The following is a 19609-nucleotide window of genomic DNA, read 5'->3' as shown; positions in this document are numbered from 1 at the left end:
GTGGTGCACATCCGGTGCACATCCGCCAACGCGCCCGTTGTTGAAGTCGAACGCCCGCAAGGTCTTGCCACGGGGGGAGGCTGCGGCCTTGATACGGCGCTCGGATCGTCTGCGGGCCCGGTCGTCGCACTCGAACGGTCGATCATGGAGAGGAGCTCCTTCGCCACCTGCGTCGTTCACGCTGGGCGCGTGGGACGAGAGCTGCCTCCGGCAGTCCGTGCGGAGCCCGGATCCCGTACAGCTCCTCGAAGGAAGCGGGAGCGTTCTCCCAGTCGACCTCCCACACCAGGTAGCCGTACGTGTCCAGCGTTTCGGCCAGGCGAGCGTGCCGCATGCGTGCCTGCACTTTGCGCGGTTCCAGACCCGACGCCACCCAGACCGCGTCCGCGAAGTGCCGCAGGTCCCGGAGCGTGGCGTCTTCCGGGATGTCGATTCCGCGCGCCCGGACCCGCTTCTTGGCCAGGTTGAAGGCACGGCTCAGTGCGGATTCCTGCACAGGGGTCCAATATCGGGTCAGCGTGACCAGCTCGTCGTACTCCCGTGAGATGGGCGGAAGACTCCGCCGCTCCCGTCTGCGTAGAGCCGCAGCGGACAGTGGCGCACGCCACTGCGTCAAGTGATGCTGGTACTTGGAAAGCAGGAACGAGCCCACGTCGAGCCACTCCTGACTGGCAGCCGTCTTCAACGGTGTCGCCTTCTTCTTGCGGCGCTGTACTTCCACCCGCTGTCTGCCAGGAACGGACTCCATGTCCGTACGGCGCACGCCAGTGGCCTCCATGGACCGAAGCGCTTGGAGCGCCCCGTACCAGATGAGCAATTCGTACCGTGGATCGATTTCCTCGGCCAGGGCGACCACGTGCCTCCACGTCAGCCGCACCTTTCGTCTGGAGCCCGCGGGCAACCGGATTCCAGCTACCGGGTTCGCCTCCAGATAGCCGTCCTCCACGGCCATCGACAGCATGACGGACAGGGCCTTTTTCACTCCAGTCCGGGTATTGTCCGGCATTCCTTCCTTCTTCAGCGCGGTGAAGAAGTCCCGGTAGTCGCCCCTCTTCACCTCGCTCACCCGGCGGTGTCCCAGCGCTGGAACCACATGGCCACGCAAGCGGTACCCGTAGGTCTCCACGGTGCCTTCGCGACCCTCGTGCCGGGACAGAAACGTCTCCGCGTAAGCCTTGATGGTCGGCGACGCTTTTTCTTCCTCGCCTTGCTCGCTGTCCTTGGTGCTCTTCCTCCGGCGGGAGCGGTGCGGCAACGGATCCCGGCCTTCCGCAACTGCGGCGCGCTGGCTGCGCTGATAGGCGAGAGCTGCCTGCTTCCTGTTCTGCGGGAAGTTCTTGGAGCGCTGTCGGCCGTCCTTGTCCCGCCAGCGCGCCTGCCACCGCATGTGCGAACCGTGTATCGGGGCGGGCACGAGCCCTGGGTGCTCAGGGCATTCCGGTTCACCTTTTGTCGGTTGTGCCTTGTGCCAGCGGTCGTACGGCTCTTCCTTCGTCATGGCACGTGCCTCCTCATCGGTGACCGGGAGTCCTCAGCCCGAACGTCGTCGGGATTCGACACATCGCTCGACATCCGATTCCCGGTAGCGGAGAGCACGGTTGCCCACGCGGAGGGGTTCCGGACCTCGTCGCTGCACGTCCCAGGTGGCGGCCCAGTTGTAGAGCGTCTTGCGCGCGACGCGGAGGCGGTCGGCTGCTTCCTGCGCTGTGAGCCAGCGCTCGGGGCGGACGGAGTTCGACATCAGCGCCCCTCCCGATTCAGCGCTCCCGCCTCAGGCAGCGCAGGGGTGAAGAGCGACACGGTGGTGTGCGTACGCTCCGGCCCGGTGGTGCCCACGGGGTAGTGGTCGCACCGCACCAAGGCGTGGCGTCGGGCCAGGGGAGCCAGCCGGTAGCGGACGACCGCGAAGCGCGCTTCGACGGTGTGACCGTGAGTGACGAAGACGAATATGCCGCTGAACCCCAGAAGTCCAGTCCGAGGAACGTCGCCGACCCAGTCCGCCGACCGGTCCCACACGCAGGCGAGCACCGTGTCGAAGGGGACGACCGCCGTGCGGAGCGCCGCCCGGTCCTGGGGAGTCCGGTGAGGGACCGTCCGCATGGCCGACTGCCCAGTCCTGAGTTCGGAGCAGGACTGTGCGGGTACGCCTGCATCCGCGTCAGGCAGCGCGGTCCGGGCCACGGCGCGGAGCACGCGTGCGGTGATCGTCCGGCTCAGTCCCGAAAGGGACTCCGCCACCGCCACGGTGTCCCGCGCGGCGGGGCCGGAAGCGTCCCGTTCAGGCAGCAGCGCGAGCACACGCTCACGGGACCGGCGGTAGAACGTGATGCCCCCGAGGCCGGCGGAGGCCAGCCAGTGGGCAGCGTCCTGGCCGTCGCCGTAGTGGGGATGTCGCATCTCCGGCTCCTCCTGTCCTCCGGTGAGGAATGCTCTGTCGCCTCAAGAGGCCGCGAGCCGTCCGGATTTTCGACATGGGTCTGTGAGACTGCGCCGCGTCGTTGTCCTGTGCCACCGCGTCGGTGACCGGCGCTCAGGCGCCTCTCTGCTGCTGCGTCGCAGGTCAGGTACTACTGCGAGATTGCTAAAACCCGCTTACAACGAGATCGCGGGCATCAGGGCCAATGGTCGGTCACGGTGATCGGGACGTGCAGTGCCACGGCGGTCCTCCGACGTAGCGCTTCAGGCGGCAGTTGTCCGGTGCTTGGCAGCGATCGGGCTTCCTGGGACGTCGTGATGACTCCCAGCTCGGAAGGAGGCGCGACCATGCCAGCCGCCGTACGCCGTGACCGCCATATCGATACCGCCGCCGCTGAGTCGCCGTCGCCCTTGGACGTCGCTCGAAAGGGTTTCGATCACCTGGTGACCGGCACTGAGCCGTTGTCCTTGGACTGCCGCGGCCTCGAGGGACTGCCCGACCGCTGTGTCGCGTTGGACGAACTGCTCGACCGCCTGCTGCACGGCCCCTGTCCGCAGGAGGTGAAGGACTACGTCTGGTGCGTGCTGGTGGAGCGCTCGCGCACCGTTGGCGCTACGTGGGCTCTGGCCTGCGCAGGTATGGCGCTGCCTGCTCTTGCCAACGTCGCCAAGCGTCTGGCAGCGCGGCACTCGGCAGAACCGTACGACGTGCACGCCGAGGTCCTTTTGGGGTTCCTGACCGCTCTGATCACGGTCGACCTGTCCCAGCCGCACATCGTCGTCAGGCTCAAGTGGGCTGCCTATCGACGAGGCCTCGCCGCTCTGACGGCGGCGCTCGATGCGCCCGTCCCGGTGGAAATCAGCAGGTTCGCCGCCGCTCCCTCCGAGCCACCTGCGGGCCACCCGGACCTTGTGCTGGCGCGTGCAGTCCGCGCGGGAGTCCTGACCCGGACCGAGGCGGACCTGATCGGTCGTACGCGGCTGGAAGGAGAGTCCGTCAGCGACTGGGCCGGTGAGCACCACCTGACGCTCGCCTCCGTCTACAAGGCCCGGCGCCGGGCGGAACAGCGTCTGGTCGCGCTTATGCGGGACGAGGACCGGACCGCCAAGGTCCGAGATGCCGCCGCACGCGGGTCGGCCACGCGTCGTTCACGATCAGCTCCCTCTCGGCCTGATCGTCGGGCACTCCGCTCGTCACTCTCCGTACTACTCATGACTGGTTGTCCAAAGGCGTCAGCCGAGCCGGTCTCTTCGGGTGCGGGGGCTCCCCCATAGGCTCCGCGCTTCCTTCGCGCCATCGGAGATGCCTGAGATGCACGAGAAGCCTCACAGCACAGCACGGAAGTGGCTTGGCCACCCTCCCCGGTCTCGTCTCCCCCGGTCCTGCCTGGGCGCCGGACGGGACGGCCACCGGGCCCTCCGGTGGGCGCTGGCCATCGCGCTGACGGCCGCCGTGTCCGTTCTTGCGGCCTCCTCGGCGTACGCGGCGGACCATGCTGCCGTCCTGGCCCTGGCGAAGTCCGTGAACGAGGTGCTCGACAACATCCGCAACTGGATCATGGGCGTCCTCGCCGGGCTGGCCACCGTCTTCCTGACCATCGGGGGCGTCCTCTACCTGATGGCCGGCGGCGACCCGGGTGAAGTGCAGCGGGCCAAGACCGCGTTCAAGAGCGCGGGGTGGGGGTACGGGCTGGCCGCGCTCGCGCCTCTCGTCGTGGAGATCCTCAAAGGGATCGTCGAGGCGTGAGCGCGATGATCTGCCATGTCGTCGCCCGTCGTCCGCGCCGCCGCTGGCGAAGGAGAGCTGCGGCCGGGGGCGTCTTGCTGGTCGTGCTGGTGGCCCTGTACGCGGCGGGTAAGAGTGCCCCTGCTGTGGACGCCGCTGCCACCGCCAGTTCCCCGTCCGTGGTGTCGGTTGCCGAGCCATCGCCGTGTACTCCGGACGGCTGCGTTCCGCAGTCGAGCGCCACCGCGGGCATGCCTGCTGCGGCTCCGGAGGAGGTCACGGCGGCGGTAGCGGAGCAAGCGCCCACCGGCATCGTCGACTGGGTGGCCAAGGGCGTCACCGCGGCCATCAACGCCTTCTTCAAGAGCGTTGTGAGCGCCGCTCTGAACCCGCTGCTGGAGCTCCTGGGCGACACCCTGCTCACCACTCCCGAGCCGGACGGGATACCTCGGATCGGGGAGCTGTGGACGGATTCCTGGAAGATCACGCTTGCCGCGTACGGGGTGCTGATCATGGTGGCCGGAATCCTGCTGATGGGGTACCAGAGCGTGCAGACCCGGTACTCGGTGCGCGAGTTGGGGCCGCGCATTCCGTTGGGTTTTCTCACTGCCGGGCTCTCTCTGCCGCTCGCCTCCCAGGCCGTGGAGTTGGCCAACGCCCTGTCGACGGCGGTGCTGGGACCCGGACTCGATGAGGACTCCGCGGGCACGGCGCTGCGGGACTTCGTCCTCCACAGCTTCACGTCCGACAGCGGCATCTTCATCATCCTGCTGCTGGGCGTGGTCGCCGTCCTCCTGGTGGCGCTCCTGGTGACGTACATCGTGCGGGTCGCGCTGACGATTCTGCTGATCGCGGGTGCCCCGCTGGCGCTGATGTGTCACGCGTTGCCGCAGACTGACGGTATCGCTCGCTGGTGGTGGCGGGTCTTCGCGGGGCTCCTGGCGATCCAGGTCGCGCAGTCGATGGCGCTCGTGGTGGGGATCCGCGTGTTTCTGACCCCGGGGACCTTCAGCCCGTTCGGTCGTGAGCAGAACGACCTGGTCAGCGTGCTCGTCTCATTGGCGCTGATGTACATCCTGGTCAAGATCCCGTTCTGGATCCTGGGTTCGGCGCGGGTCGGACACGGCAGGTCCTTCACCGGCCGCCTCGTCCGCGCCGCGGTGGCGTACAAGGCGTTCGGGCTGCTGCGTGGCAGGCCCGTGCGGGCGGCCGCTGCTGGACATGCCGGCTGGGGTGGCCGGGGAGGGCCGGGTGTCGCCGCTGCTCATCGGCGGACCGCCGTACCGGCGGCTGCGATGCCGGCGACACGCCGACGGAGCGCGGGAGCGGGAACACCGCGGCGTGGCGGGCGCACGGGTGCGGGACGGTTGCGGCCGCCAGGACCGCCGCTGTTCCTCGCGCCCAACCAACCCGGTCAGGCTCCTGGCCAGGGCAGTCCACCACCTGCGGGCGGGCACACACCGGGCCCTCCGCCCATGCCGGTCTTCCTGGCACCGGGCGGGCAGTCGGGCGCTTCGTCCGCGCCCGCGCGCGTCCCCTCGGCTCCGGCACCCGCCAGGCCGTCGTTCAGGCCCCCGGCCACACCCTCGCCGACGGCCACGCACCCGTTGCCCCGCCGCGTCCATCCTCCGGCTGCGCCGCTGTTCCAGGAGCCGAGGTTCCAGCCGCCGCCCGCTCCCTTTCCCCGGGCCGCTCGGCCGCCCGCGCCCACCACCTTCCGCCCGCCCTCGCCGGGGAACAGCGCTCCCCCGCACACCGAGCCCCCGCCTCGATCACGAGGTGATCGCTGATGAGTCAACCGGTGCGCATCCCCGCGGACGTGGAGCGCGAGGACACCGTCCTTGCGAATCTGACCGCCCACCAGTTGCTTTTGCTCGCCGCCACCGGCACCGCGTTGTACGGCTTCTGGTCGTTCACCAAGGGTTTGCTGCCGCTGCCGGTCATCGCCCTGCTCGCCTTCCCGATCGGCGGTACGGCGCTGCTGCTGGCTCTCGGCACCCGCGATGGTCTGTCCCTGGACCGGCTCGCGCTGGCCGCGGTGCGACAGCGCCTGGCTCCGCGCCGTCTGATCACTGCGCCGGAAGGCGTCCACGCACCGCCCCGCTGGCTCCTCGAGCGCGCCACCGACGAGTCCGGCAGGAGCGTGCGGCACGGCATGGACACCCCGGTGGCCCCGCTTCGCCTCCCGGCCAAGGCCGTGTCCGAGACAGGCGTGATCGACCTCGGCACGGACGGCGTCGCGGCCGTGGCCGTGTGCAGCACGATCAACTTCACCCTGCGTACGCCTGCCGAACAGGAAACCCTCGTCAGCGCCTTCGGCCGCTACCTGCACTCGCTCACCGCGCCCGTGCAGATCCTCGTCAGGGCCGAACGCCTCGATCTGTCCGCGCACATCGGTGAGCTGCGCGAGTACGCCGTCCGCCTGCCGCATCCCGCTCTGGAGAGGGCCGCCCTGGAGCACGCCGCGTACGTGGAGCAGCTGGGACGGGATGCTGATCTCCTGCGCCATCAGGTGCTCCTGGTCCTGCGAGAGCCCGCCCTCAGCGCGGCTCGTGCCGAAGGGCCGGGTGGGGCCTCGCCGCGCGGCGTGCTGGCACTGTGGAGGTCCGGCCGGGGCTCCTCCGCCGTGGAACCGGGTTCCCGGCGTGCGGCTGAGGCTCGGCTCCTGCGTCGTCTGAGCGAAGCCGCAGGACTGCTCGGCCCCATCGGGATCACCGTGACCGCGCTGGATGCCGGGCAGGCCACCGCCGTACTGAGCGCGGCCTGCGACCCGGACCGTCTCGTCCCGCCGTCATCCGCCTCGGCCGCCGCCGACGAGGTGATCAGCGGTGGTGCGGGAGCTGAGGGCGACATCGCCGATCCGCCCGCCCCGCGTGATGGGAGGCGAGCGGTATGAAGCGCCGTGACCGCCGCCGTGCTGCGCCCGTCGACTCCGGCAGCCGCAGTGAGGCCGCGCGAGCGTACGGAAGCGCATTCGCTCCCGACACGCTGGTGGTGGCTTCTCGGCACCTCGAAGTCGGCACCGAACGGGTCGCTTCGTTCGCCGTGGTCGGCTACCCCCGCGAGGTCCATCCCGGCTGGCTCCAGCCCCTGCTGACGTACCCGGGCCGGCTGGACGTCTCCCTGCACATCGAGCCGATCGACCCGGTGACCGCGGCCAACCGGCTGAAGCGGCAGTTGGCCCGCCTCGAGTCCGGCCGCCGCTACAGCCAGGACAAAGGCCAGTTGCTCGACCCGCACGTCGAGGTGGCTACGGAGGATGCCTACGACCTCTCCGCCCGCGTCGCCCGCGGTGAGGGCAAGCTCTACCGGCTCGGCCTCTACCTCACCGTCCACGCGCGCGACCGCGAGGAGCTGGCGGACGAGGTGGCAGCGGTTCGCTCGCTGGCGGCCAGCCTCTTGCTGGACGCCAAGCCCGCCAGCTACCGCAGCCTGCAGGGCTGGCTCGCCTGCCTGCCCATGGGTCTGGACCTGCTGCGGCTGCGCCGCACCTTCGATACGAGCGCACTCGCGGCGGCTTTCCCCTTCACCAGTTCTGATCTCCCGCCGGCCGATCCCACCTCGGTCGCCGCGCCGAACGGAGTGCTCTACGGGTACAACGTCGGCAGCCAGGGGTTGGTGCACTGGGACCGCTTCGCCCTGGACAACCACAACGCGTTCGTCCTCGGACGCTCCGGCGCGGGCAAGTCCTACCTCGTCAAGCTGGAGTTGCTGCGCTCGCTGTACCGCGGCATCGAGGTCCACGTGATCGACCCCGAGGACGAGTACGCCCGCCTCGCCGGTGCCGTCGGCGGCACCTACGTCCACCTCGGCGCCGAGAACGAGCGCCTCAACCCCTTCGACCTGCCCGTGTACACCCACCCCGACGGCCGCCGCACCGCCCCCAAGGACGCGCTCGTCAGGCGCTCCCTGTTCCTGCACACGGTCCTCAGCGTGCTGCTCGGCGGACAGCTCGGCTCCACGGAGCAGGCGGTTCTGGACCGCGCGATCGTGGCCACGTACCAGCAGGCCGGAATCACAGCGGACCCTCGGACGTGGAGACGTCCCGCGCCGCTGCTGCGTGATCTGGTCGGCACACTCGAACATTCTGTGGATGCGGACGCGGCACGGCTCGGAACGCGGCTGCACCCTTTCGTCCACGGCGCCTTCTCCGGCCTGTTCACCGGGCCGACGACCAGCCGTCCCGAAGGCCACCTCGTGGTCTTCTCGCTCCGGGACCTGGCCGAAGAGCTCAAGCCCATCGGCACCCTGCTCACCCTGGACGCGGTGTGGCGGCGCGTGTCCAACCCGGCGCTGCGCCGCCCGCGCCTGGTAGCCGTGGACGAGGCGTGGCTGCTCATGCGGGAACGAGCCGGAGCCGACTTCCTGTTCCGCATGGCGAAGGCGGGCCGAAAGCACTGGGCCGGCCTGACCGTGGCCACCCAGGACACCGCCGACGTCCTTGCCACGGACCTGGGCAAGGCCGTGGTGGCCAACGCCGCAACCCAGATCCTGCTGCGCCAAGCGCCCCAGGCCATCGACGAGATCACCCATGCCTTCGACCTCTCCGACGGCGAGCGGCAGTTCCTTCTGACGGCCGACCGCGGCCAGGGGCTGCTCTGCGCGGGTCCCCAGCGGGTGGCTTTCGAAAGCGTCGCCTCGCCCACGGAGCACTATCTGGTGACCTCGGATCCGGCCGAACTCGCCGCGTACGCCGAGGCCGGGGCGGTGAGCCCGCCCGAGGACACGCACCTCGGCTTCGCCCCGGCCGCCGATACCGCGGGGAGCGCGCCCGAGCTGGAGGTGAGCGCCGATGGCCACGTCACCCTCGACCCGATGTGAAGCGTCTCGATGTGAAGGCGGTAGCCATGGACCCAGCCGTTGCCGCGCCGGTGCTGACTGCGGACGGTGGCTCGTTCTACGAGTACCTGCGCGATCCCAGCGCTGCCCTGCCCGCCGTCCTCGCGTACGTCTCCGAGAAGTCCGTTGTGTGGGGGCCGGTCGCTGTCCCTTCGGCCTCCGCCCTGATGGCCGCGCTGATCGTGGCTCGCTGGTGGTGGCGCCGCTGGTGCCGACGGAGGCTGGCTGACGGAGCACGCGTGGTCGAGCTGCTGGCGCCGCCGGCAGCCGACCCGGCGGGGGCAGCCGCCCTGTGGGCCCACTTAATCGGACTTCTCCGTCCGGCCTGGCACAGGCTGCTGACCGGCCAACCGCACCTGTCCTGGGAGTACGTCCTGAGCCGGGAGGCTGTCCGCATCCACCTCTGGGTGCCAGGGGTCATACCTCCCGGGATGGTGGAGCGCGCGGTCCAGGCGGCCTGGCCCGGAGCCCTCGCACGTACCCGCCCTGCCAGCGCACCGGTCCCCCTCGCCGCGAGCAGCGAGGCGGCGTGGGGCGAGCTGCGGCTCGCCCGCAACGAGGCGCTGCCTCTGCGCGCCGACTTCCCAGCCGACCCGCTGCGCGCCCTGCTCTGCGCCCACATCGGCCTGAACCACGACGAGCAGGCCGTGGTACAGATCCTGGCACGGCCCGTCACCGGACGCCGAGTGCAGAAGTCCCGGCGTTCGGCCCGGCGCCTTGGGACGGAAGGATCCGCTCGCCCGGTCATCCGCCTGCTGGACGCGGCGATACCTCGTCTCCGCCCCCGCGGCCAGGCGACAGGAGGGGACCGTCAAGCGGCGCTCGCAACGTCCGCCGAGAACCGGGCCATCGTGGCCAAGCAGCGCGGCGCCTCTTACGAAAGCCGCTTGCGCTACGCCGTCATCGCGTTCGTCTCCGCCAATGCCGACGCCGAGGAGCGCGGTCGCGCCCGCGGTCGGCTGCGCGGCCACGGCCACGCCGTCGCCGGCGCGTACGCCTCGTACACCGAGCACAACTACTTCCGCCGGACCCGGCCCCGTCGCACCCTGGCCCATCTCGCCGAACGCCGTCTCGACAAGGGCGATCTCCTGTCGGTGCCGGAGCTGTCCGCCCTGGCCCATCTCCCGTGGGACAGCAGCGTGCCCGGCCTCCAGCGTGCCGGCGCCCGCGCAGTCCCTCCGCCTCCCGGGCTCGCCGCACCGGGACCGTCGGCCAAGCCCCTCGGCCTGACCACGGCCGGGGGCGTACGCCCCGTCGGCCTGCGGGTCGCCGACGCCCGCCAGCACCTCCACATCCTCGGGGCCACCGGCTCCGGCAAGTCCGAACTGATGGCTCACATGGTGCTCGCCGACGCTGAGGCCGGGCGCGGACAGGTGGTGATCGACCCGAAAGGCGACCTGGTCACAGACGTCCTCATGCGGCTGCCGGAACGCTTGGGAGAGAAGGTCGTGCTCTTCGACGCCAACAGCAGGCACCGACCGCCGGTCCTCAACCCGCTGGAGGGCGAGGACGCCGTACGGACCGTGGACAACCTGGTCTCGATCTTCTCCCGCGTGTACGCCTCCTCGTGGGGGCCGCGCACCGACGACATCCTGCGCGCCGGGCTGCTCACCCTGCGCGCGCTGTCCGACACACCGGCCCTGACCGACCTGCCCACGCTGCTGTCCACCACGGCCTTCCGACAGCGCGCTGTGCGTCAGATCCACGACCGTGTCCTACGCGGCTTCTGGTCCTGGTACGACGACCTGTCCGGGGCTGCCCGCGCCCAGGTCACGGCTCCGCTGATGAACAAGCTCCGTGGTCTCCTGCTGCGCCCCTTCGTCCGCGATGCCGTGGGCGGCGGGCCGTCGAGTGTCGCCATGGACCAGGTCCTCGACGACGGCGGGATCTGCCTGGTGCGCGTCGCCCGCGACCGCCTCGGCGCCGAGACCGCCCGTCTGATCGGCTCGGTCGTCGTCGCCCGCACCTGGCAGGTCACCACGCACCGGGCCCGCGTGCCCCAGGGCCGCCGCCCCGACGCCTCGCTCTACGTGGACGAGGCACACCACTTCCTCAATCTGCCGTACCCGCTGGAGGACATGCTCGCCGAGGCCCGTGGCTACCGGTTGTCGATGACGCTGGCCCATCAGTACCTGCGCCAGCTCCCAAAGGAGCTCGAAGAGGGCATCAGCGCCAACGCCCGAACCAAGATCTTCTTCAACACGTCCCCCGAGGACGCCCGCCACCTCGCGCGCCACACCGAGCCACGACTGACCGAGCACGACCTGTCCAACCTGGACGCCTTCCACGCCGCGGTCCGCCCCGTCGTCCACGGCGCCGAAGCCCCGGCGTTCACCGTGGTCACCGAAAAACTCCCGCCCCCAACACCCGGCCGTGCCCGCCGCATCCGCGCCGCCGCGCAAGGCAACGCGCCACCGGCAGCCGCCGGAAGCTCCCTCCACACATCGGGCTCGCCAGCGGCCGACCCGCGCCGCAGTACCTGAGACCCGTGTCCGCGTCCCGCTACTCGACCTCACGGAGGCAATCCTGTGATCACTAACCCCACCCCGCAGCGCGCTCTGCGCGGCCACCGTCCCAAGCGCCTGGGCAGCCGCACCGCCGTCACCGGCGACCACCTCGCCCGTCTCGTACGCCGCCTCACTCCGCGCGACCGCTGGCTGGGCCAGATGCTGTACGAGCACAGGGTCCTCACCACCGGCCAGATCGCCGACCTGGCCTGGCCGTCGACCCGCGCCGCGAACCTGCGCCTGCTCCAGCTCTACAAATGGCGCGTCGTGGACCGCTTCCAGCCCTTCCTCACCTACGGCTCCGCCCCCATGCACTACGTCCTCGACGTCGCCGGCGCCACCGTCATCGCGCGGGAAGAAGGCCTGGAAACGCGGGAGCTGGGCTACCGGCACGAACGGGCCATGGGCATCGCCTACTCCCTGCAGCTGGCTCACACCGTCGGCGTCAACAGCTTCTTCACCACGCTCGTCGCCTGCTCGCGCCAGGCCGACGACCAGGGCCGGCTCACCGGCTGGTGGTCCGAGACGCGCTGCCGACGGCACTTCGGCGACCTCGTCCGGCCCGACGCGTACGGCCGCTGGCGCGAGCCCGCCGGAGAGTTCGAATGGTTCCTCGAGTACGACTGCGGCACCGAGCGAGCACCGCAGCGTGTCGCCCACAAGCTGGCCGACTACGCGAAGCTCGCCTCCACCACGGGCATCACCACACCCGTATTGGTGTGGACCACGAACGCCCACCGCGAGGCCCGCGTACGCCGAGCCCTCACCGAGGCACGCGCCGCGCTCAACGACCCGCTGTGCGTCCCCATCGCCACGACCACCGCGAACTTCAGGAGCGAGGCGGGCCTGAACGATTTTTCTCAAGCGCGGTGGTTACCCCTGGAAGCGACCTTGCAGCCCTCACGTCGACTGCGCCTCATCGAGCTGACCACCGCATGGCCGCACCTGCCGCCGCTGACGGAGACCGAGGCGAGCACCACCTCCGTCGGGAAGCCGACGGGCGTACTGCCGACCGCACCGCCACCGCAGCCTCCACACCCCCACGACATCGCACGGGGAGGGTGATTCACCATGCTCAAGGCCGCCTGCACGGCCCTCGCGGCTCTCCTTCTGCTTGTCGCGGCGGCCGCCGCCGGAGCCGGCAGCCTGTTCTCCTCGTTCACCGGAGGCATGAGCCGCCCCAGCGGCACCGCGCTCTCCGACATCCCGACGGGCTACCTCGCTCTCTACCACCGGGCCGCGACCACGTGCCCCGGCCTGGACTGGTCCGTGCTCGCCGCCATCGGAAAGATCGAGACCGACCACGGCCGCAGTCCCCTGCCCGGCGTCCACCGCGGCGCCAACGAGGCGGGCGCCCGCGGGCCCATGCAGTTCCTCGCCCCGACCTTCCGCCAGGTCATCGCCCGGCACCCGCCGCCGCCTGGCGGCGCGAGGCCGCCCTCGCCCTACGATCCCCATGACGCGATCCACTCGGCCGCCGCCTACCTGTGCGACTCCGGCGCCCGGCACGGACGCGACCTGCGCACGGCAGTGTTCACGTACAACCACGCGCATTGGTACGTGTCGCAGGTCCTGGCCCAAGCACGGGCCTACCGCAGCAAGGAACCGCCCAGCCCCACTCCGGGATCCGCCGCCTCGCAGGCAATCGCCTACGCCCGGGGACAACTCGGCCTCCCCTACGTCTGGGGCGGCGACGGCCCCACCGCCGGGGACCGCGGCTTCGACTGCTCCGGCCTCACCAAGGCCGCGTACGCGGCAGCGGGCGTGTCCCTGCCGCGCACCGCCGAGCGCCAGTTCGCGAGGGGCCCGGCCGTGCCGAAGGGGCAGCAGCCCGTACCCGGGGACCTCGTCTTCTACGGCCGTCCGGGCAACGTCAACCACGTCGGCCTGTACATCGGCGGCGGCCGCATGATCCACGCCCCGCGCAGGGGCGCGCCCATCCAGATCTCGCCCTACCGCTCCGAGGGCGACAACTACGTCGGGGCCACGAGACCCGGCTGAACGTGCGCTGATGTTCGCGGGCAGGTACCGGTTGGCCAGATGACGTGCCCTTGGGCCGTCGTTGTCAGCTGCACGTCGGGACGCACCCAGATGGCGAGGTGGACGGAGAGGACGCCCGCGGCCTGGTGGACTTCGGCGCGGTGCAGTTCGAGGCCGTCTGTTCCGGTGGCCAGGGCATGGGGTGGAGTGTGCAGCAGCAGGTCCAGGGTGATACGGGCGAAGCGGGTGATGTCCTGGCGTTGGCGGGTGGGCAGAGGCCGGGGAGCCCGCCGCGTCCTGGCCTTGCCCCTGACCACCGGCAACCTCCCCATCGGCGCCGTGTACCTCTACCGCTGCACCCCCACCCCCTTCACCGCAGTACACAAGGACCGGGCCGCCGCCTACGCCCGCATCCTCGCCCTCGACGAACACCCCACCTGATCACCGGCCCCACCCGGCTTGCCCAGCGCGGACCACAGGGCTACCCGCCCACCGTCCACATGGCCGCCGGCGTCTTCGCCGCCATAGACAACCCCACCCCCGACCGCAAGCCGCCCGCGTCCCCTCCGAACCACCCCGGCCTGTTCGGCGGGCTCGAAATCCCGCAACACCACCTGAACCCGCTCCGGCCAGGACGCGTACCCGATGCGCCCGCGGTCGTCGCTGGCCACCACAGGCCCGGAATGTTCCGCTGGCTGCGGTACGAGGCAAAGGTGCGTACAGGCACGACAACCGCAACCGCACCGCCCGCACCCCCCAGCAGACACTCACCGGTGGGGCGACAGGTCAGCGGGGCAGCGAGGCTCAGTCACGCCTCTGTCGACTCATGCCGCCGGCCCGGCTTGTCCCATTCCCTGTAAGCACAGAAGACGTCCATGATTTCCACAGACACCCGGTTCCCCAGGTGGGCCATGTACTGCAGGCTGCGGCTCACCTCACTGCGCTCCCGCTGTCCAGCCCGCGTAGGCGCCGCGTCCGGTTCCACCCCGTCGAGTTCTTCCAGCCGCTCCGCGAGTTCTCGCACGGTCTGGCGCGCCTTACGCAGGTCGATCTCCACAGCTTCCACCTCCAGGAAGGGCAGTCTCCGGCATTGGAAAGCTCGTGGCTTCTTCAACCAGGAACATCTGGCTCGGCTCAGGCTGCTCTTCGCGATGCAGTCCGAGAGCTGCTCCGAAGGGAGGTTAGCCGCCTTGAGCGAGTTGCGCAGGATGGCTGGGGCCTAACTTCGGCCCAGCCACAAGGTCCGTGGCTTGGCCCCGAGCGGACAGCCCGGAGGCGCCACAGCCACGGACACCCGGCTCTACGGGGAGGCGACCGCGCAGGCATGGGACTGCTGCGCCCACAGATCAACCCGCCGTGCCGCTCCGGGAGCCCGAGCGGCTGCCCACGCCGCGGCCGGCGCCCGGTACACCGAACCCGGTGACCGGCAAGCCGACACCCGGGCGGTTCGCCAAGACATCCTGGGCCGACTACCTCGCAGCCCGCGCCGCAGACCTTCGTCGGGAAGGCATACGACACCCCAGGAACAAGTGATGTCCGCCAGTGAACGACCAGGTTGCGGGGACCGGCGCGATGGTCGTACGCGGCACCCCGCGCGACAGCCTCTACACGCTGGACACCCTGCTGAACCTGGATGGCGGGGTGAAGCCGGAGATGGTGGCGACCGACAACGCCTCGCACTCCGACATGGCCTTCGGCCTGTACAAGATGCTCGGCTTCCGCTTCGCCCCGCGCTTCCGCGACCTGTCGGACCAGCGTTTCTGGCGAGCCGACCTGCCTGACGGCGAGTCGTCGGCCGGCGGGTACGGGCCGCTGCAGGCCGTCGCCTGCAACAAGGTCAATCTCAAGCGGATCGTCACCCACTGGCCGGACATGCTCCGAGTCGCCGGATCGCTCATCACCAACCAGGTCCGCGCCTACGACCTGCTGCAGATGTTCAGCCGCGAGGGCCACCTCACCCCGCTCGGCGCCGCGTTCGCCGAGTACGGCCGCATCGACAAGACCATGCACCTGCTCGCCCTGGTCGACCCCGTCGACGAAACCTACCGCCACCTGATGAACCGGCAGCTCACCGTCCAGGAATCCCGCCACCGCCTCGCCCGCGCGATCTGCCACGGCGGCCGGGGCCAGATTCGCCAGGCGTACCGTGAGGGCCAGGAGGACCAGCTCGTCGCCCTCGGTTTGGTCCTCAACGCCGTCGTCCTGTGGAACACCCGCTACCTCGACGCCGCCGTGGCCCGGCTCCGCGCCGAGGGCCACGACGACGACAAGGACGAGGACGTCGCCCGGCTCTCCCCGCTCAAGGACCGGCACGTCAACTTCCTGGGCCGCTACCTGTTCAACATCACCGCCAGCGGCCCCGGCCAAGGCCTGCGGCCCTTCCGCGACCCAGACGCACCCGAGGACGGTGACGAGGAGGAGTAACCTGGGTCAGTCCGAACCGGTGCCCATTCAAGCTATGAGCAGGCGGAGGCCGAGGTCTGCCGTGTCGAGATGGGCGAGGTCGCTGTTGCGCTCAGCCCAGCGGCCGGAGTCGAGGTCGTCGCGGAGGCTTCGCACCGCCCGCTGCTCGGCGTCCGGCCCGACCCTCGTCCACACCGACACCGCACGGCGGACGTGCTCCTCCAGATACGCCCCCGGTCGGCGCCAGTACGCTTCGAACAGGCCGTCAGCGCAGTCCCATGGGATCGGCACCGGCTCAGCGCGGGCGCCGATCGCGTCGGCCATCTTCGAAAGTGAGGGAAATTCTGCGAGGACGGTGGCAAACTCGGGCAGGTAGTCGCGGGTAAGCCAGAACCGGTCCTGCCATCCGGGCTCGTCGGTGTCGAACGTGAGCACCACCGTGCGGCGGGCCACGCGCCGCATCTCGCGCAGCCCCGCTATCGGGTCCCCCCAGTGGTGAACAGTGGAGACGGCCATCGCGACGTCGAAGGAGTGGTCCTCGAACGGCAGGCTCTCGGCGGCGGCCACGCACGGCGCCGAGCCGGCAGGCCGCTGACGCCGCATAACCTCCGACGGCTCCGCCGCGGTCACCTCGCGATCAGCCGGCTCGTAGGAGCCGGTGCCGGCCCCGACATTCAGCACCGTCCGCGCGTCCCCGAGCGCGTCCAAGATCTGCGCTGCGATCCGCGGCTCGGTACGCCGCGTCGCCGTGTAAGCGCCGCCGATCGCGTCGTACAGCCGTGCACCGAGCATCCCCAGTTGCTCCTCCGGTGTCACCTTCAGTCCCCTCGCCCGTGCCTCAAGTTCCCTGTCAATGGCCGCCACCATGGCGTCAGCACGATCACGCCGCTCCAGCAGCAGCCCGCGCAGTCGGCGCAGGTGCGCTACCGCGTCGGTGGACGAGTCGCCGACCAGTTCCGCAACCTCCCGCAACCCAAAGCCCAGCCGCCGGTAGGCCAGCACCTCCCGCAGCCGCTCGACGTCACCCGCCGAGTAGGCCCGGTACCCACCGGCGGTCCGCGCCGACGGACGCACGAGCCCGATCTCGTCATAGTGATGCAGCGTGCGGACGCTCACGCCGGCCAGCTCGGCCACGCGCCCCACGGTCCAGTGATCTTCCACGTCACCGACTATGCAGCCTGACGTCACGTGAGGGTCAAGAGCCGCACTCATAACCCGCAAGAGCCGACGCGCAGGCCGTAGCCGCACGCCACACCACTGTCAGAAACGGTCCTTTGTGCGAGCAAGATCAAGAGCAAGCCGCCGGAGTCCGGCCGACACCGGACTCGCTCTCACAACCCGTTCTCACTGAAAAGCGAGACAGGCCCCCTTCTGAGACTTGCATTGTGCGAAAATCCGGGCCGATGACGGGCCCTCAGCAACCCTTGCCCGCCGACCACTCGGACGCCGACGACGTCGAACGGCACGCCTGCCCGAAGTGCGACGTGCAGCCCGGCTCGCCGTGCCGCTCGGCTCCGGCGCGTCACCTCGGCCTACCACACCCGACGCTTCACTCTGGTGCCCCGGCTGAAGAAGGCGCTGCGGGTGCCCACCCCTGCCGACCGCTCACCGGGCCAGCCCTGGCGGCCCGGCACCCCGCCGCCGGCACCGATCGACCCGGACCTGCCAAGCGCGGACATCCGCATCGGCTACGCCCGCTGCTCGGCCCTCGGGCAGGAACTCGACTCCCAGCTCGACGCGCTCGCGAAGCACGGCATCCCCCGGGACAAGATCTTCAGCGAGAAGGTCAGCACCCGCATCCGCGTACGGCCGAAGTTCGAGGAGGCACTGCGGACCGCACGAGAGGTCAAGGCACACGCCACTGCCGCGTCATCTTCACCGTCTACGAGATGAAGCGGCTCGGCCGCGACGCTGCCGAACTCACCGTGCTCGCCGACCACCTCACCGCCCACGGCCTCGTCCTGGAGAAGCTCGCCGGGCCCCTGCCCGGCATCTACGACCCCACCGGGCCGGGCAAGCTGCTGTTCGCGTTCTTCGCGGCGATGGCGGAGACCGAGCGGGAGAACATCAGGGACTCGACACGGCGGCCCGCAAGGGCAAGCACGGCGGTCGGCCGCCGGTCATCACCGACGACATGCTGCACACCGTGCTGCGGCGCCGCGCGGGCGGCGAGTCGGTCGAGCAGATCCAGCCCGACCTGATCATCCCCACCGGTGAGCGCAAGGGACAGAGCCCCTCGGTGGCGAGCATCTACCGGGCGCTCGCCGAGCACGCGAAGAAGGAGGCGCACCCCGAAGCTGTCGAGCAGGCCCAAGCCGACTTCGCCGCACTCCAGAACGCAGACATTCCCCGACCCCGACCGGACACCGCGAAGCTCAGCGCATGACCATGATCGTTTTCACCGGGATTTCCTGTACCGCAACTACTCACACCCGTGAACCGTGAACGCCGCGTTCAGGACGGACGCAGAAGCATCAAGCGCCGATGAGTCCGGGACTTCAGCTCGTCGTCGGTCCCTTCGAGCAGACGTAGTCCACGAGCAGCAAGCTTGTCCCCCTTCAGCCCGGAGGCCGCGCTCGGGCGGATGGGCGCGAAGTGGTCCAGGTATTCGGTGACCGCCCGCTCTGCTGCGTAAGCCGTGCGGCCGGTGCGTTCGGCTTCGCCCGCGAACAGGTCGTGCAGCCGGTCACGGCGGGCTTCATGGGTCCGGCGAACCCTGGCCGTGGCGTCCTCTTCGTGCGGCCACAAGGTGTCGATCAGATCGTCGAACTCGCTGATCGCGAGGTCGGTGCGCGCCAGCGCGGTTTCCTCGTCCGCCCACTGGTCGTAGTACTTGATCGACAGTCCCAGGGTACGGCGGGCCTCGTGGATCCGATCGAGCGCACTGCGGGTGTGCCGCACGGTCCAGCGGCTGAACGCATCCCGCACAGCCAGCCGCTCGGTGTTTCCGCAGACAGGGCGCCAAGGCGTGACCACGACCTCGTACGGGCAGCGTCCGTCATGGCTGTTGACCACTACGATGAAGGGAATGATCTCGTCGCCGATGCCTTCGGCGTCAACGGTCACGTGCCCCGGAAGGCGCATGGCGACGAACACCTTCTTCCCACCACGCAAGGCTCCCGCTGACTCCCATACCGCGTGGGAGTCGTTGGCCAGTTCCTGTAGGAACTCGAAGGACCGTCGGTTCTGTACGACTGTGTAGCCCTTGCCGACGACGCCGAGAGATGCACCGGTGTCGGTGCGCACGGTGTGGAAGCGATCCTCGGCGACGCGGTACTCCCCCTTCCAGAGGTACGTAGCCGGAACCGTTTCGACGTGGTAGTCGATGCCTCCGAGCCTCAGCACCTTGTCGATGTCATCGGTCCCACCGGGGATGACGTTGCCGACGTGGTGCCAGGCCGGGACGGCGGAGTACAAGGCGGGCTGACCGCGCGAAAGGTCCAGCCCGTGCTGCGGGACACCGCGGGCGCTGAGGATTTCTCCGGCATCCCAACCGCTCAGAACGCGGTAGCGGCCGTCCGGCAGGCGTTTCACTGTTCCCGCGGCGACACTGCTCTGCAGTTCACGCTCCCAGTCACGCGCAGCTTCCAACTGATCCGCGCGCTCGACTGCGAATACTTCATTGACGTCAACAGACATGCGAAGACCTCCATTCGAATTGCGGCGATTTGAAAGTGCAGCGCGACTGAACACCGGCTCTCAGCGACAAGCCGTTCGGCTTCCTCATGCCGGAGCCTCA

General features: G+C 69.9%; 17 protein-coding genes and 2 pseudogenes. 13 read left to right on the top strand and 6 right to left on the bottom strand.

Features of this window, described 5'->3' with window-relative positions; translation table 11 throughout:
• Positions 1–39 precede the first annotated feature (39 nt).
• From QK440_RS23925 to QK440_RS23915, 3 genes and pseudogenes are all read right to left on the bottom strand, one after another.
• Positions 40–132: pseudogene (locus QK440_RS23925) on the bottom strand (AAA family ATPase); the annotation flags it as partial.
• Between the two features lie 10 nt (positions 133–142).
• The gene (locus tag QK440_RS23920; RefSeq protein ID WP_282795240.1) at positions 143–1498 is read right to left on the bottom strand and encodes a hypothetical protein; all 1356 of its coding nucleotides are present in this window, start codon (positions 1496–1498) and stop codon (positions 143–145) included.
• Positions 1499–1740: 242 nt separating this feature from the next.
• On the bottom strand, positions 1741–2397 hold the full coding sequence (locus QK440_RS23915) for a hypothetical protein (RefSeq protein ID WP_282795239.1): 657 nt from the start codon (positions 2395–2397) through the stop codon (positions 1741–1743).
• A 366-nt stretch (positions 2398–2763) separates the two neighbouring features.
• On the opposite strand from QK440_RS23915, the gene QK440_RS23910 reads away from it, so the two are divergent.
• The 9 genes from QK440_RS23910 (at position 2764) to QK440_RS23870 (ending at position 13908) form a co-directional block, all read left to right on the top strand.
• Positions 2764–3690: a hypothetical protein gene (locus QK440_RS23910; RefSeq protein WP_282795238.1), complete on the top strand. Its 927-nt coding sequence runs from the start codon at positions 2764–2766 to the stop codon at positions 3688–3690.
• A 178-nt stretch (positions 3691–3868) separates the two neighbouring features.
• Positions 3869–4162: a pilin gene (locus tag QK440_RS23905; RefSeq protein WP_282795237.1), complete on the top strand. Its 294-nt coding sequence runs from the start codon at positions 3869–3871 to the stop codon at positions 4160–4162.
• 230 nt (positions 4163–4392) lie between these two features.
• Entirely contained in the window at positions 4393–5931 is a 1539-nt protein-coding gene (locus tag QK440_RS23900) for a hypothetical protein (RefSeq protein ID WP_282795236.1), read from the top strand.
• On the top strand, positions 5931–7037 hold the full coding sequence (locus QK440_RS23895) for a PrgI family protein (RefSeq protein ID WP_282795235.1): 1107 nt from the start codon (positions 5931–5933) through the stop codon (positions 7035–7037). Before QK440_RS23900 ends, QK440_RS23895 begins: the two co-directional genes overlap by 1 nt.
• Positions 7038–7135: 98 nt before the next feature.
• On the top strand, positions 7136–8962 hold the full coding sequence (locus QK440_RS23890) for a DUF87 domain-containing protein (RefSeq protein WP_282795234.1): 1827 nt from the start codon (positions 7136–7138) through the stop codon (positions 8960–8962).
• A 26-nt stretch (positions 8963–8988) separates the two neighbouring features.
• On the top strand, positions 8989–11463 hold the full coding sequence (locus tag QK440_RS23885; protein WP_282795233.1) for a type IV secretion system DNA-binding domain-containing protein: 2475 nt from the start codon (positions 8989–8991) through the stop codon (positions 11461–11463).
• Between the two features lie 45 nt (positions 11464–11508).
• Positions 11509–12552, top strand: coding sequence for a replication-relaxation family protein (locus QK440_RS23880; RefSeq protein ID WP_282795232.1), 1044 nt, complete (start codon positions 11509–11511; stop codon positions 12550–12552).
• Between the two features lie 6 nt (positions 12553–12558).
• Positions 12559–13488 carry a C40 family peptidase gene (locus QK440_RS23875; RefSeq protein WP_282795231.1) on the top strand — a complete coding sequence of 310 codons (930 nt, stop codon included), beginning with the start codon at positions 12559–12561 and terminating at the stop codon, positions 13486–13488.
• A gap of 282 nt (positions 13489–13770) precedes the next feature.
• Entirely contained in the window at positions 13771–13908 is a 138-nt protein-coding gene (locus QK440_RS23870; protein WP_282795230.1) for a hypothetical protein, read from the top strand.
• Between the two features lie 367 nt (positions 13909–14275).
• On the opposite strand, the gene QK440_RS23865 is transcribed toward QK440_RS23870, so the two are convergent.
• Complete coding sequence (locus QK440_RS23865) at positions 14276–14524, bottom strand: hypothetical protein (RefSeq protein ID WP_282795229.1); 249 nt, start codon at positions 14522–14524, stop codon at positions 14276–14278.
• 485 nt (positions 14525–15009) lie between these two features.
• Between QK440_RS23865 and QK440_RS23860 the strand changes: the two are divergent.
• Positions 15010–15891 (top strand): annotated as a pseudogene (locus QK440_RS23860) (Tn3 family transposase); the annotation flags it as partial.
• Between the two features lie 27 nt (positions 15892–15918).
• Here the strand turns inward: QK440_RS23860 and QK440_RS23855 are convergent.
• Positions 15919–17013, bottom strand: coding sequence for a MerR family transcriptional regulator (locus QK440_RS23855; protein WP_282795262.1), 1095 nt, complete (start codon positions 17011–17013; stop codon positions 15919–15921).
• 414 nt (positions 17014–17427) lie between these two features.
• Between QK440_RS23855 and QK440_RS23850 the strand changes: the two genes are divergently transcribed.
• From QK440_RS23850 to QK440_RS23840, 3 genes are read left to right on the top strand one after another with little or no spacing between them, the layout of a single operon-like run.
• Entirely contained in the window at positions 17428–17763 is a 336-nt protein-coding gene (locus tag QK440_RS23850) for a recombinase family protein (protein ID WP_282795228.1), read from the top strand.
• A complete protein-coding gene (locus QK440_RS23845; RefSeq protein ID WP_282795227.1) occupies positions 17760–18071 on the top strand; it encodes a recombinase family protein in 312 nt (103 codons plus the stop codon). The genes QK440_RS23850 and QK440_RS23845 overlap by 4 nt, the downstream gene beginning before the upstream one ends.
• Positions 18005–18256, top strand: coding sequence for a hypothetical protein (locus QK440_RS23840; RefSeq protein WP_282795226.1), 252 nt, complete (start codon positions 18005–18007; stop codon positions 18254–18256). The genes QK440_RS23845 and QK440_RS23840 overlap by 67 nt, the downstream gene beginning before the upstream one ends.
• Positions 18257–18324: 68 nt before the next feature.
• Here the strand turns inward: QK440_RS23840 and QK440_RS23835 are convergent, their stop codons facing one another.
• On the bottom strand, positions 18325–19509 hold the full coding sequence (locus QK440_RS23835; RefSeq protein WP_282795225.1) for a DUF932 domain-containing protein: 1185 nt from the start codon (positions 19507–19509) through the stop codon (positions 18325–18327).
• Positions 19510–19609: the final 100 nt, after the last annotated feature.

Source organism: Streptomyces sp. CC224B (assembly GCF_030010595.1).
In the GTDB taxonomy this organism is placed as follows: domain Bacteria; phylum Actinomycetota; class Actinomycetes; order Streptomycetales; family Streptomycetaceae; genus Streptomyces; species Streptomyces longispororuber.
This window is presented reverse-complemented; position numbering and strand designations above follow the sequence as displayed.